This window comes from Trinickia sp. LjRoot230 (assembly GCF_964253315.1).
Lineage (GTDB): Bacteria > Pseudomonadota > Gammaproteobacteria > Burkholderiales > Burkholderiaceae > Trinickia.
The window spans coordinates 2925628-2938391 of sequence record NZ_CAXUQX020000001.1 but is presented as its reverse complement, the minus strand read 5'-3'; the positions used below and the strand labels follow the sequence as shown (position 1 = coordinate 2938391).

The following is a 12764-nucleotide window of genomic DNA, read 5'->3' as shown; positions in this document are numbered from 1 at the left end:
GGCGGGCGAACGTCCCGCAGGCGAGACGTTCGAAGGGTCAGCACTACTCGATCAAGTCGATGCGATCGATGAAGGCGTCACAACGGTCAACCGAAACGGGCCGCTGTTATCCGCCGCATGGGCGATGGCTGCGTCGATGTCATCGAGCGCGAACCGCACTGGTTCGAAATGATCGAGCGACAGCATGCCCGACCGAATCAGCGCGGCGAGCCGCGCCGGCGCGTTGCGCGGATACATGAACTGACCGCGCACGGTGATGCAGTTGCGCATCAGGTGGTCGTAGGGCAGCTCGAGCCCCACGCGCAGCCCGCCCATCAGTACCACGGTGCCATGCGCGCGCACTGCCATGGCCGCAGCACGCACCGCTCGCGAATCGGGCAGCGGCGGCAGCAGGTCGAGCACGACGTCGATCGGCGCGCCGGCCGCCGCGCGCATGCGTGCCGTGTTTTCGCTGTCATCTTCTCCGAGCGCCACGGTGACGATGCGGGACCCGAAACGGTGTTCGAGCGCCGCCAGCGCCGCGCGATTGCGGCCCGGTGCCACCACGCGGCTGGCGCCCATCGCGAGCGCGACGGCTACGCCCGCGCTGCCAAAATTCCCGGTGGCGCCGCTGATGAGCGCCGTTTGTCCCGGCTGCAGCCCAGCCGCGAGCAAACCGCCATAGGGCACGAGCAGCGTACTGAGCGCACACCATCGCGCGGCTTGCGCTTCGTCGAGCTCGCCGAGGCGCACGGCGTTTTCGAGCGGCATCAACATACGTTCGGCGAACGAGCCATGCCGAAAATGCGCTTGCAGCCGCTGCGCACCCTCGCTCGGTGCCGTCAACCCTTGCAACATGATGTCGGGCGAGTCGGCATCGTCACGCGAGCGGACGGTCGGATCGCAAAACACCCAGTCGCCGGGCGCGATACGCGTGGCGTCGGGGCCGATCGAGCGAACGCGGCCAATCGCGCCGACGCCCGGGGCGAGCGGCAAGTTCAGCGAATATTGCCGCGCGCCGCTGATGACTTCGTTCATATAGGGCAGCACGCGCGTCGCGATCACATCGACCACAATTTCTCCTGCGCCCGGCTGCGGATCAGGCAACGTCTGGATGACGAGCGGCGAGCCGAACGAATGCATGACAGCGGCTTTCATACGCGTTCCTCTTCGAGGGTTGTGGGATCAGAAGCGCATCATAAGGCAGCCGCGCATCGATATTCAGGGCTGGTATTATCCTGGGATCGAAAAAGCCTACCCAGCGTGCCGATGAGCGCACTGATGAACACGCCGACGCGCAAGCCCGTTCACGCAAGCCGAGCCGAACTGGGCAATTTTTTGCGCGCACGCCGCGAGCGGCTCGAACCCGCCGCGCTTGGTATCGAGACGATACGACGGCGCCGCACATCCGGCTTGCGGCGCGAGGAGGTGGCCGAGCGGGCCGGTATCGGGGTCGACTGGTATATCCGGCTCGAGCAGGGGCGCGATGTCAATCCGTCTTCCGCGACCATCGATGCATTGGCCCGTGCGTTGTGTCTTTCATCGGTCGAGCATGCGCATCTACGGGCGCTCGCGCGCGTGGATCTGCGCGAGCCGTTCGTGCGGGAGACCGTTCCGGACAGCGTGCGCCGCGTCGTGGAGAATCTCGCCCAGCCAGCCTACGTGACAGGCCGTCGATGGGATGTGCTGGCCTGGAACGCGGCGGCCGTCGAGCTGTTCACCGATTTCGGCGCGATGCCGAAAGCCGATCGAAACATCCTGGTCTATGCACTCACCCATCCCGACGCGCGGCGCTTGTTTGGCACGGGCTGGGCGCGCGAGGCGCAGCGGCTGGTCGCGCAATTTCGTGCGGCCCACGACCTCTGGGCGGGCGACCCGGCCTTCGTGAGTTTGCTCGCGCGCTTGTCGAGCGGCTGCCCCGAGTTCGACGGATGGTGGCAAACCCACGACGTCGGCCGCTCGGCCGCGGGCCGCAAGCTGCTTAGACATCCGCGCTTCGGCACGGTCAGTGTCGACTTCGCGACGTTCCAGGCAAATGACGATCCGCGGCTCAAGCTGATGCTCTACAACGTCAAGCGCGCGAGGGCACGGCGTTAGAGTGGCGAACTCACGGCCGTGTCCAAGTGCGATCACAACCGAGTGACATCGACGATCGCATTCGCAAAAGCCTTCGGCGCTTCCTGCGGCAGATTGTGTCCGACGCCGCCGGTGATCGTCCTATGAAGATACTTGCCCGTAAACTTGCGTGCATAGGCGGACGGCTCCGGGTGCGGGGCGCCATTGGCGTCGCCTTCGAGCGTAATGGTCGGTACATCGATCGGCGGCGCAGCGGCCAGGCGCGTCTCGAGGGTGTCGAATTGCGGCTCTCCCTGCGTCAAGCCCAATCGCCAGCGGTAGTTGTGAATCGTGATCGCGACGTGATCGGGGTTCAACAAGGATTGCGCGGAGCGATCGAAAGTAGCGTCGTCGAAATTCCATTTCGGCGAGGCCGTGCGCCAAATGAGCTTGGCGAAATCATGTACGTTCGTTTGATACCCGCGTTGGCCGCGCTCGGTGGCGAAATAAAACTGATACCACCACGCGAGTTCGGCCTGAGGTGGCAACGGCGTGCGATTGGCCTGTTGGCTGCCGATCAGATAGCCGCTCACGGAGACGAGTGCACGACATCGCTGTGGCCACAGCGCGGCGACGATATTCGCCGTTCTCGCGCCCCAGTCGAATCCGCCGATGACGGCCGACGCAATGCCGAGGGCATCCATGAATGCGATGACGTCGGCTGCGAGCGCGGCTTGCTGTGCGTTTCTGGCGGTGTTGCTCGACAGGAATCGTGTAGTGCCATAGCCCCGCAGATGCGGGATCAGCACGCGCATTCCGCTCGACGCCAATAGTGGCGCAACGTCGACGAAACTATGGATGTCGTAGGGCCAGCCATGCAGCAGAACGACCGGCGGCCCGTCGAGCGGGCCGATGTCCGCGTAGCCTATGTCGAGCACGCCTGCATGAACTTGTTTCAGTGCGCCAAATGAGGCGTGCGATTGTGCGAAGGTGTGCTTCGTGAGGCCAAGCTCGATTGCCGCGATTGCCGCAGCGGTTGCACCGAGCAGCTTTCGGCGTCCGGGGTTCGTCATATCAGACAAGATGCGTACTCCTTTTCAGTTGGATGATGTCGGGTTCTTCCCGAGCGCGCGTTGAATCTGCGCTTCGGTTTCGGCGTAACTGCCTTCGCCAAAATGGCGATAGACGACATGCCCGCGCTTGTCGACCAGATAGAACGCGGGCCAATAGCGGTTCTGATAAGCGTTCCAGGTGGCATAGTCGTTGTCTTGGGCCACGGGGTAGCGAAGGCCGAAACGCCGAATGGCCGCCTCAACGTTTTCGGTGCTGCGCTCGAATGGATACTCGGGCGTATGCACGCCGATTACGACGAGCCCCTGGTCCTTGTACTGCTCATGCCAACGTTCCACATACGGCAACGTATGAATACAGTTGATACAGGTATAGGTCCAAAAATCGATCAATACGACTTTCCCGCGCAGCGCGTGTAGCGTAAGCGGTTGGCTGTTCAACCATTTATCGAGGTGGGTGAATTCCGGTGCGAGAGGCGGCGCAACCGGCGCTTCGGCAAAGGTTATGCGGCTCGTGGCAGCAGCGGCGCACAACAGCGATGCGGCGAGCGTTTTCGATGCGTAGGACATGCGGTACCCTCCGGGTTCAGTAGATGAGCGGCGTCTGGGCGAATTGGAACGCCTGCGCGTATCTGGCTTGTGTCTGATGAAGCGCTCGAACGCAATGTTTTGTATCCGCTGCAAAGGCAGATACATTGCGACACAATTCTTGCTCCGCTATGCGTTACAAAGGCACCATCCGTTCATCACCAAGGAGAACCACATGGTTACCAATGTGTTTCATGGGTCCTGCCACTGCGGGGCTGTGAAGTTCACGGTGCGTACCGCCGTCGAGCCCGCTTTGCGATGTAATTGCAGCCTGTGTCGCCGAAAGGGCGCGTTGATGTCCCAGGGCTTTGCGCGCGAAGACCTCACCATCCTGTCAGGCGAGCAAGACCTGACGCTCTATCAATTCAATGCGCGCGTGGCGAAACACTATTTCTGCCGACATTGCGGTATCTATCCGTTTCATCAAACCCGCATGGATCCGACGCGGTGGCGTGTCAACATCGGCTGCCTCGAAGGTGTCGATCCGTACTCGCTCGAAGCATCGGTTGGGGACGGCGCCAGCCTGTCCGTGACTGGCGCCAACGAAATGCCATGAGGTGACGCGTCTATGGTGGATAAGATCGATCATGTTCTGATCGTCGACGACGACCGCGGCATTCGCGAGTTGGTCGGGACGTATCTCGAGAAACAAGGCATGCGGGTGTCGCTTGCAGCCAATGGCCGTGAGATGCGGGCGAGGCTCGATTCGGGCGCGCCGGATCTGATCGTGCTCGATTTGATGCTGCCCGGCGAGGACGGGCTCACGTTATGCCGCGAATTGCGAGCCGGAAAGTTCCACGCGGTGCCGGTTGTCATGTTGACCGCGCGCGACGAGGAAGCGGATCGGATCCTCGGGCTGGAAATGGGCGCTGACGATTACCTGCCCAAGCCGTTCGCCGTGCGTGAGTTGCTGGCGCGGGTTCGCTCGGTATTGCGCCGAACGCGGATGCTGCCGCCCGGCATGCAAATTACCGAAGGCGCACAGATCCTCGCTTTTGGAGATTGGCGGCTCGATACCACAGCGCGTCATTTGCTCGATGGGGACGGTACGATGGTGGCATTGAGCGGTGCCGAATATCGATTGTTGCGCGTGTTTCTCGACCATCCGCAACGCGTGTTGACGCGCGATCAACTGCTCAATTTGACGCAAAGACGGCAGGCCGATCCGTTCGATCGCTCGATCGATCTGCTTGTGAGCCGTTTGCGCCAGCGCTTGCGCGACGTTGCGCGCGAGCCGAGATACATCAAGACGCTGCGCAGCGAAGGTTACGTGTTTTCGGCATCGGTAGCCGTAGTGGGTGACGCGCGATGAAGCGGTGGCGCGCCTGGGGGTGGCCGCGCACCTTGTTCGCAAGGCTCGCGTTGATACTGTGCGTTGGCATTGCGGTCGCACAGGTCCTGTCGTTCTGGCTGACCATGACCGAGCGCGATCAAGCGACGACGAACCTGATGATGGGCTATATCGAGCGCGAAGTCGCGAGCTCGGTTGCGCTGCTCGATCATTTGCGGGCCGATGAACGGGCGCAATGGTTGCCGCGGCTCGCGCGGCGCAGCTATCAGTTCGAGCTGAGCTCCGGCGTGGCAGGTGGCCCTGTTGACGCTCGGCTTTCCGCGCGAATCGAACGGTCGATTGCGCAAGGAGTCGGCCACGCCTATCCCGTTTCGGCGAACGCAGTACCGGGCGATGGCGAGCATTTGCAGGTTCACTTGAGGCTCACCGATGGCACCCCACTGACGATCGATATTCATCCGATGTCGGGGGTGCCGCTTTCGGGTTGGCTACCCGTGGTGCTCGCGTTACAGCTCGCCGTGCTGGCGGGATGCTGCTGGTTTGCGGTGCGGCTTGCCACTCGGCCGCTTCATTTGCTCGCGCGCGCAGCCGATACGCTCGGTCCCGATCTGCGGGCGAGCCGATTGCCGGAGGACGGACCATCGGAGGTTGCACGCGCCGCGCGGGCCTTCAACGCGATGCAAGACCGAATTGCCACTTATACGACCGAGCGCATGCAGATTCTCGCCTCTATCTCGCATGACCTGCAAACGCCGATCACGCGTATGCGCTTGCGCCTCGATGTGATGGACGAACGTGCCGAATCCGGCAAGCTGAGACAGGACCTCGCGGAGATGGAGGCACTCGTGAAAGAAGGCGTGGCCTACGCGCGCACGCTGCACAGCGCGAGTGAGCCAGTCTGCCGCGTCGATCTCGACGCATTGCTCGATAGCCTCGTTTGCGACTATGTCGATGCCGGCAAGGATGTGGCATTTGCGCGTCGGCTAGCCGCGTCGGTTGTGACGCGGCCGCAGGCGCTGCGACGCGTCGTTGGCAACCTCGTCGACAATGCTTTGAAGTTTGCCGGGTCTGCCCAGATCGATGTCGCCATGCGTGCCGATGGCGGCGTGGTGATTTCGGTGTTGGACCGCGGTCCCGGTATTCCCGATGAATTGCTCGACGCGGTGTTCGAGCCGTTTTACCGGCTCGAGACGTCGCGCAACCGAGGCACCGGGGGCACGGGTCTGGGCCTTGCGATCGCGCGGCAACTCGCGCGGGCGATGGATGCGACGCTTGTGTTGAGCAACCGAAACGGCGGCGGATTGGATGCGGCGATCACCTTTGACGCGACGCGCTGAGTAAAGTGAGCTATCGGCGCGTTATCGCGTTCGATCCGTAAGCCTTCAAGCAGACCGATGACCAGGCACCGCCCCCGCTCCGCGGAACCGGATATCAGCAATGCGTCTCACGAGATAGGTCGCGCATAACGCAGCGCAGCCGGCGATCGCAATGCCGATGTGGATGGCATCCACGAGCACGCGGCGTGCGGCGTCGACAATCGCGTGGCCGTTCAGCCCGGCCGCGCGCAACTCGCCGAGCATTGTGTTTCGCAGGCTTTCGTCGACGAGGATGCGTGGGTCCGCGAGACGCGGCAGCCACTGCGACGCGAGTTTTGGGGCAAGCGTTTGCAGTGCGTCGCCGACACCGGACGCATAGCGGTGATTGACGATCGTCGCCAGCATGCTCGTGCCAAGCATGCCGCCTACCATGCGCGTCGATTGCAGCAGCGCGGTCGTGATGCCGAAACGCTCGCGTCCGGCGATTTCCTGAGCAAAGATGTTCAGGTTGTTCAGAATGAACCCGAGCCCGATGCCGACGGCCGACATCGCGATCTCGAGCAACAGATGCGGCGTGCTCAGCGTGGCGAACGCGAGTGCGGCGGACGCCGCCACCAGCAGGCCGAACCCGATCGACAACACGAGCGTCGGGCGCGGCAGACGGATGACGATCCGCGTATTGATCACACTTCCGATCGCGATGCACGCGGCAATTGGCGTGGCCAATAGCCCTGCTTCCTGCGGCGAGAGCCCGAACCCGCCTTGCAGCAGCAGCGGCGCGAAAAAGATCAACGAGAACATCACGAAGCCCGAAAGCGTCGACAGCGCGAACAACGTGACCAGTTGCGGATCGCGAAAGAGATCGAGCGGCACGATGGGATGGGTCGCACGACGTTCGCAAAGAAAGAGCGCTGCCGCGAGCACGATTACCGCGGCGCTCAACGCGAGATTGCCCGTTGTCATCCCATGCGCTGGAAGGGCTTCGATCAGCGTCTGGAAACCGCCGAGCACCAGCGCTACGAGCAGCGCGCCGCTCCAGTCGAGCTTGACTGCGCCTTGGCGCTCGCGGCGATAGTAGGGCAGGTGACGCCAGATAAAGTACAGCGCCAATGCGCCGACCGGAAGATTGACGAAGAACGTCGAACGCCAGCCGAAATGCTGACTGAGCCAGCCGCCGAGCGATGGGCCGGCAGCGGTGCCGATGCCGTATGCGGCTGCCATGATTACCTGCCACCGCACCCGCGAGCGCGGATCGGGAAACAGATCGGGGATGGAGGCGAACGCGGTGCCGACCATCATGCCGCCGCCGACGCCTTGCAGCGCGCGGGCAGCGGCGAGCATCCGCATGCTGGTGGCGAGGCCGCAGAGCACGGAGGCGCCGGTGAATACGATGACTGCCGCGATCACGAAACGCTTGCGGCCGAAATAATCGCCCAACCGACCAAACACAGGGACGGTAACAACCGATGCGAGCAGATAGGCGCTGGCGATCCAGGCATAAAACTCGAAGCCCTGGAGCTCGGCGACGATCGACGGCAAGGCTGTGCTGACCACGGTCTGATCAAGTGCGACCAGCATGTTCACGAGGCCGATGCCAAGCATCGCAAACAGTGCGTGGCGAAAAGGCAAGGGGGCGTTGGAAGCGTGCAAGGCAGTGACCTGCGGCCGCGGGCTATGTTCGGGAGCCGTCACGATAGCCCTATGGCATCACCTGCGCAACCGGTTCCATTATCCCGGCGGCATTTTGTCGACTGTCGGCAGTTCGGGGGCGAGATGGTCCCACGCCAGGGCTCGCGCGTGATAAGTCGTGATCTGCGGTTTAAAGCGGCTCGGGTCGTCCAAGCTCGCTGCGTGGATCGTAAAAATCTGCGGCATGGCCGCAAAGCGCAGGTAGACCGGCGAACCGCAGCGCGGACAAAAACCGCGTGTCTTTACGTTGCCGCTGTCGGCGACCATGTCCCACTGCGTTGCGTCGCCGGTAAGTGTGACGCCGGCGGCGGCGAAAGTCAGATAGGAGCCGTGCCCAGTACCGCTTTTGCGCTGGCAATCGCGGCACTGACAGTGGTTCATGAAAAACGGCTCGCCGGGGATCTCGTATCGGATCGCGCCGCAGGCGCATCCGCCGGTGTAGGTCTCGCTCATGTTATTTCCTCCCTCAGTGCGGCCCATTGGCAAAACTGCCCAAGCCATGGATGACCTTGTGCCAACCGTCGCTCATATTCTGGAACGCGGTGTCGTTGGTCGGTGTCACGAAGCCTGAATGCACAAGCTTCAATCGCGTGCCTTCCGGCACTTGGGTCAGCGTGAACGTCACGACTGTATTCAGTCGCGAACCGTATCCGTCGTTGCTCTCGTGGCCGCCTTGCCACGCGTAGACAAAGCGCTCGTTCGGCACGACTTCGAGCACTTCGCAATGGATGGTGCCGTCCCATGCGCCGGCAGGCTTCGTCTGGTAAGTGAAGCGCGTGCCCTCGACGGGCGCAAAGCCGCGTGGCTCCATCAGCCAGCGAGCGATCAACGCGCCGGTGGTGAGGATTTTCCAGATCGTCTCGGGCGCGTGGGGAAAGACTTCTTCAACGACGATGTCTTGTGTGGCGGCGGTAGCCGATGTAGCGGCTGTCGTGGCTGTGGCGGTCATGGGTCGATTTCCTTCAAGAGGGTTCGGAGGTCGGCAAAGCGCTCGCGCCAGAACACGCCGTAGTGGTTCATCCAATCGGCAAGCGGCGCGAGACCTTTCGGGTCGGCACGGTAGAAGACGTTGCGGCCCTGCGCGCGGTCGATGACCAAGCCCGCGCGTTTGAGCGAGCCCAAGTGCTGCGAGACGGCCGACTGCGTGACGCCGCTGCCTTCGGTCAACTCCGCGACGCTGATTTCGTGCGCGTGCACGATGCGTTCGAAAACGGCGCGCCGCGTGGGGTCGGCGAGCGTACGCATGACGGTGTCGAGAGCGGTGGTGTGCATGATGGGCTTATATTAGCCACGACTAATTAATTAGTCAACGCTAATTTGTCGATTGGAACCAAGCCCGTTCGATCTGACCGGCGTGAGGCCTCGCGCGTAGAATTCGACATGGTCGCAGCTGATTGCACGGGGTACCGCCTGCAACCTCTGCAGCCACGCAAAAAGGAGCGAAGACCATGCTCAAAGTGCTCGAACCCGGTGACTATTTTGGCAACACGGTTGCACGCTATACAGGCGCGGGGCTCGCGATTGCCGAAACCAACTTCGTCGCCGATCTCGTCATTCCGCGTCACGAGCATGTCAATGCGTTTTTCTGTTACGTGCTCGGCGGACGCGGCACGCGTGCGTGGCCCGGGCGGGCAGCAGGCGAGGGCGGCGAGGCGCCGATGTCACTGACATTTTTCCCTGCCGCGATGCCGCATCAGAACTGCTGGTACGGCGCGGGCGGGCGCGTCATGCATGTCGAGTTCGACAGTGCATGGCTTGAACGGTTGCGTGATCGCACTGCGGTGTTGCATCGTGCGGCCGATTTTTCGGGCGGTGCACCGATGTCGGTGATGCGGCGGCTCGTTCACGAATGCGCGGTGCACGACTGTGCAACGCCGCTCGCCATCGAGGGGCTTGTGCTCGAATTGCTGGCGGCATGCGAGCGGAGTTCGATCGAAGCATCGATCCGCACATCAGGCAACGGCGCGCACCGTTGGCTCGAGCGCGCTGAGGCGATACTGCGCGAGCACTGCTGCGAACCGTTGTCGCTCGCCGATATCGCAGCCGAATGCCATGTTTCGGCCGACCATCTCGCGCGCGCATTTCGCAAGCGCTACAGCTGCACGATCGGTGCGCGCCTGCGCGCATTGCGACTCGAGTTCGCGCGCGAGCAATTGGAGCGCGCGGACATGCCGATCGCGGCTGTTGCCGAGGCGGCTGGCTTCGCCGATCAAAGCCATTTCACACGCTTGTTCAGACGCAGGTTCGGACTCACGCCCGGCGCTTATCGCTTACTTGGGGACGCAGGCCGCTTGCGTTCCAACGATTGACGTTTCCGTTCAAGACGACGCGTGCACGCTGCTCCTATAGTGGCGTGACACACCGACCTTGATCGGAAGCGGAGAACATCGTGAGCACCGAAGGCTACCCTTACCTGACCAAGCTCGATATTGCGCATGCCGCAGGCGAAGTCATCGACATTCCTTCGCTCGTCGCAGCGAACCGTCACCCCTGGTTCAACCAGACGTTGTGCCGGGTCAACGACTCGGTGGTGCGGCTGGGCGTGGTCGAGGGTGAATATCACTGGCACAAGCACGACGCGCTCGACGAATTCTTCTACGTCGTCAGTGGCCGTTTTTTGATCGATTTGGAAGATCGTCTCGTCGAGCTCGGCGAGGGGCAAGCGTTTGTCGTGCCAAACGGCGTGCTGCATCGTCCGCGCGCGCCGCGCAAGACCGTCATTCTGATGGTGGAGGGCGTCGGGATCGTACCTACCGGCGACGCGTGAGCGCGGTTTTCGGTTCCCTTGTCAACGGTCAACGGTCGATGCGCACCTGTTCGCTTGCCATCGCGCGCTGAACTGCCGGGCGTTTGAGCATGCGTTCGGTGAGTGCGGTCCATGCGGGATAGTCCAGCTGCATCGGCAGCCCGATCCGGTTGCCCCACCGGTAGAGCACGAGCAGGAACGGATCGACGATCGAATAACCGCTTGCCAGTGCCCATTCGCGTGGTGCATCGGCGAGCTTCGCTTCGATCGATACATAGGACTCGATGATCGTGTGCCTGCCGTGGGCGCTGATCGCCTCATGCAACGCCGTATCGGCGGCAAAGCGTGCGGGGCGCCAGAGCGCACCGTAACCTGTGCCGTGTACCGAGCCCGCGAGCCACGCGAGCCATTCATGGCAGCGAGCCTCCTCGAGTGCATTCGACGCGGGCAGCAAGCGGGCTTCGGGATGCTGCCGAGCAAGGAACGTGACGATCGCGGGCAGCTCGGTCAACACGTGCGTCTCGCCGGGGACGCCGAGCGCGGGCACGCGCGCTTTCGGGTTGATCGCGACAAAGGCAGCCGCAAGGTTCTCGCCGCGCGCGACGGAGACTTCATGCCGTTCGAACGGCACGCCGATCTCTTCGAGCACGATGTGAACGGCCAGCGAGCACGCGCCGGGAGAGTAATAGAGCCGGTAACTCATATCGCTAGATCTCGTGAAGCTAAGTTTAGGAAAAGCTTAGGACTGCTGACGAGTCTAGCGAAGTGGATTGCGCGCCACAAACGAAGACGAATGCATGAATGGCATTAGCCAAATTAATGCCTATCCTCGTCACAACTGCAATGCGTGACGCACACGCTCGCGTACATCGCGAAGCCGCGCCACGGGCTCATTCGCAAATACAAAACGCAAATAGCGCTCGGCGCCCGGTCCCCAGTTCGTCATCGGGGTAGCCGCGATCTTGCCGTGTGCGAGCAGCCGCTGCGACGCCTCTGGCGGCTCGATGCCGAGCGAACGCGTATCGATCAGCAGCGACCAGCCGCCGTGCGGGCGCACGACCGGCAAATCTGCCAACTCGCTGAGCAGGAAGTCGCGCCGGCGCTGCCATTCGGCGACGGCTTCGGCCACGCCGTCGTCGCCACTGCTCAGCGCCGCGGCGGCCCCCGGCATCGCAATGCCGACCTGACACACGACGTTGGACAAGCTCGCCAAGCGGACGTCGTTCATGATCTCGGCGGGGCCGACGATCCACCCGACGCGCCAGCCGATCATGCGATATTCCTTCGACACGGCGCCGACCGTGATGGTGCGCTCGCGCATGCCGGGCAGGCTCGCCGGGTGCACGACCTTGCGATCGTCGAACAAAATTCGCTCCATGGCGGCGTCATACACGAGCCAGGCACCAATCCGTTCGCAATGTGCGGCCACGGCGCGCCATTCGTCGACAGAGGCGACGTAGCCGCTCGGCATCGACGGCGACATCATCAGAAACGCCTTCGTGCGGGGGCCGATGGCGTCGGCGAGACTGTCGAGATCGAGGCGCCAGCCGTCGGCACCGGGAATCAACCGTGCGAACTTCGGCACACCGCCGGCCAGACGAACCCGGTTGATAAGCCCGGCATAAGTTGGGGAAGTCAGCACCACTTCGTCGCCCGGTTCGAGGATCGACAGCAACACGTTGAGGATGCCCGCGAGCCCACCCGCCGAGACGATGCACTCGCTAGCGGCGTCGTACACACAGCCGGCCGCGCGGCCGACACGTTCCACCGCGGCTTGCCGCAGCGCCGGCAGCCCGAGAAACGGCAGATAGCTGTTTGCGGCGTCGTCATCGATCGCCTGGTGCGTGGCGCGCAGCGCCGCAGCCGGGGGCCGCAGATCGGTATCCAGATTCTCGAGCCGTAAAATGTCTGCATCGCGCATCGAATCTGCTGCGTCGCCCACCCGGTCGACGCCGATGCCTGGAATACTTGCCAATCGAGTAACGGTCATATGGGCCTCCTATCAGTTTTAATATATTAAAATGAAAAGA

The 12764-nt window shown here is 62.8% G+C and carries 15 protein-coding genes; 6 read left to right on the top strand and 9 right to left on the bottom strand.

Annotation, left to right across the window (positions count from 1 at the left end; translation table 11 throughout):
• Window positions 1-51: 51 nt before the first annotated feature.
• A complete protein-coding gene (locus ACSQ20_RS13330; RefSeq protein ID WP_436020657.1) occupies window positions 52-1137 on the bottom strand; it encodes a zinc-binding dehydrogenase in 1086 nt (361 codons plus the stop codon).
• Between the two features lie 111 nt (window positions 1138-1248).
• Between ACSQ20_RS13330 and ACSQ20_RS13325 the strand changes: the two genes are divergently transcribed.
• The gene (locus ACSQ20_RS13325; protein ID WP_436020655.1) at window positions 1249-2076 is read left to right on the top strand and encodes a helix-turn-helix transcriptional regulator; all 828 of its coding nucleotides are present in this window, start codon (window positions 1249-1251) and stop codon (window positions 2074-2076) included.
• A gap of 32 nt (window positions 2077-2108) precedes the next feature.
• Here the strand turns inward: ACSQ20_RS13325 and ACSQ20_RS13320 are convergent, their stop codons facing one another.
• Both ACSQ20_RS13320 and ACSQ20_RS13315 read right to left on the bottom strand, forming a co-directional pair.
• Complete coding sequence (locus ACSQ20_RS13320; RefSeq protein WP_436020653.1) at window positions 2109-3116, bottom strand: alpha/beta fold hydrolase; 1008 nt, start codon at window positions 3114-3116, stop codon at window positions 2109-2111.
• A 15-nt stretch (window positions 3117-3131) separates the two neighbouring features.
• Window positions 3132-3674 (bottom strand): thioredoxin family protein, encoded by a 543-nt coding sequence (locus ACSQ20_RS13315; RefSeq protein WP_436020651.1) that lies wholly within the window; start codon window positions 3672-3674, stop codon window positions 3132-3134.
• 193 nt (window positions 3675-3867) lie between these two features.
• Here ACSQ20_RS13315 and ACSQ20_RS13310 point away from each other — a divergent pair, with 193 nt between their 5' ends.
• The 3 genes from ACSQ20_RS13310 to ACSQ20_RS13300 are packed head-to-tail and all read left to right on the top strand — an operon-like array spanning window position 3868 to window position 6320.
• Window positions 3868-4248: a GFA family protein gene (locus tag ACSQ20_RS13310; RefSeq protein WP_436020649.1), complete on the top strand. Its 381-nt coding sequence runs from the start codon at window positions 3868-3870 to the stop codon at window positions 4246-4248.
• A 15-nt stretch (window positions 4249-4263) separates the two neighbouring features.
• A complete protein-coding gene (locus tag ACSQ20_RS13305; RefSeq protein WP_436023091.1) occupies window positions 4264-5004 on the top strand; it encodes a response regulator in 741 nt (246 codons plus the stop codon).
• Window positions 5001-6320, top strand: a complete 1320-nt coding sequence (locus ACSQ20_RS13300; protein ID WP_436020647.1) for an ATP-binding protein — start codon at window positions 5001-5003, stop codon at window positions 6318-6320. The genes ACSQ20_RS13305 and ACSQ20_RS13300 overlap by 4 nt, the downstream gene beginning before the upstream one ends.
• Before the next feature lie 45 nt (window positions 6321-6365).
• On the opposite strand, the gene ACSQ20_RS13295 is transcribed toward ACSQ20_RS13300, so the two are convergent.
• The 4 genes from ACSQ20_RS13295 to ACSQ20_RS13280 form a co-directional block, all read right to left on the bottom strand.
• The gene (locus ACSQ20_RS13295; RefSeq protein WP_436023089.1) at window positions 6366-7901 is read right to left on the bottom strand and encodes an MFS transporter; all 1536 of its coding nucleotides are present in this window, start codon (window positions 7899-7901) and stop codon (window positions 6366-6368) included.
• A 126-nt stretch (window positions 7902-8027) separates the two neighbouring features.
• Window positions 8028-8441 carry a GFA family protein gene (locus ACSQ20_RS13290; RefSeq protein ID WP_436020645.1) on the bottom strand — a complete coding sequence of 138 codons (414 nt, stop codon included), beginning with the start codon at window positions 8439-8441 and terminating at the stop codon, window positions 8028-8030.
• A 13-nt stretch (window positions 8442-8454) separates the two neighbouring features.
• On the bottom strand, window positions 8455-8937 hold the full coding sequence (locus ACSQ20_RS13285) for an SRPBCC family protein (protein WP_436020643.1): 483 nt from the start codon (window positions 8935-8937) through the stop codon (window positions 8455-8457).
• The gene (locus ACSQ20_RS13280; protein WP_436020641.1) at window positions 8934-9260 is read right to left on the bottom strand and encodes an ArsR/SmtB family transcription factor; all 327 of its coding nucleotides are present in this window, start codon (window positions 9258-9260) and stop codon (window positions 8934-8936) included. The genes ACSQ20_RS13285 and ACSQ20_RS13280 overlap by 4 nt, the downstream gene beginning before the upstream one ends.
• 176 nt (window positions 9261-9436) lie before the next feature.
• On the opposite strand from ACSQ20_RS13280, the gene ACSQ20_RS13275 reads away from it, so the two are divergent.
• Window positions 9437-10297, top strand: a complete 861-nt coding sequence (locus tag ACSQ20_RS13275; protein ID WP_436020639.1) for a helix-turn-helix transcriptional regulator — start codon at window positions 9437-9439, stop codon at window positions 10295-10297.
• 80 nt (window positions 10298-10377) lie between these two features.
• Window positions 10378-10755 (top strand): cupin domain-containing protein, encoded by a 378-nt coding sequence (locus ACSQ20_RS13270; RefSeq protein WP_436020637.1) that lies wholly within the window; start codon window positions 10378-10380, stop codon window positions 10753-10755.
• Between the two features lie 28 nt (window positions 10756-10783).
• On the opposite strand, the gene ACSQ20_RS13265 is transcribed toward ACSQ20_RS13270, so the two are convergent.
• Together ACSQ20_RS13265 and ACSQ20_RS13260 are read right to left on the bottom strand one after the other, a co-directional pair.
• Window positions 10784-11437, bottom strand: a complete 654-nt coding sequence (locus tag ACSQ20_RS13265) for a glutathione S-transferase family protein (RefSeq protein WP_436020635.1) — start codon at window positions 11435-11437, stop codon at window positions 10784-10786.
• Between the two features lie 129 nt (window positions 11438-11566).
• Window positions 11567-12724 carry a pyridoxal phosphate-dependent aminotransferase gene (locus ACSQ20_RS13260; protein WP_436020633.1) on the bottom strand — a complete coding sequence of 386 codons (1158 nt, stop codon included), beginning with the start codon at window positions 12722-12724 and terminating at the stop codon, window positions 11567-11569.
• Window positions 12725-12764 lie beyond the last annotated feature (40 nt).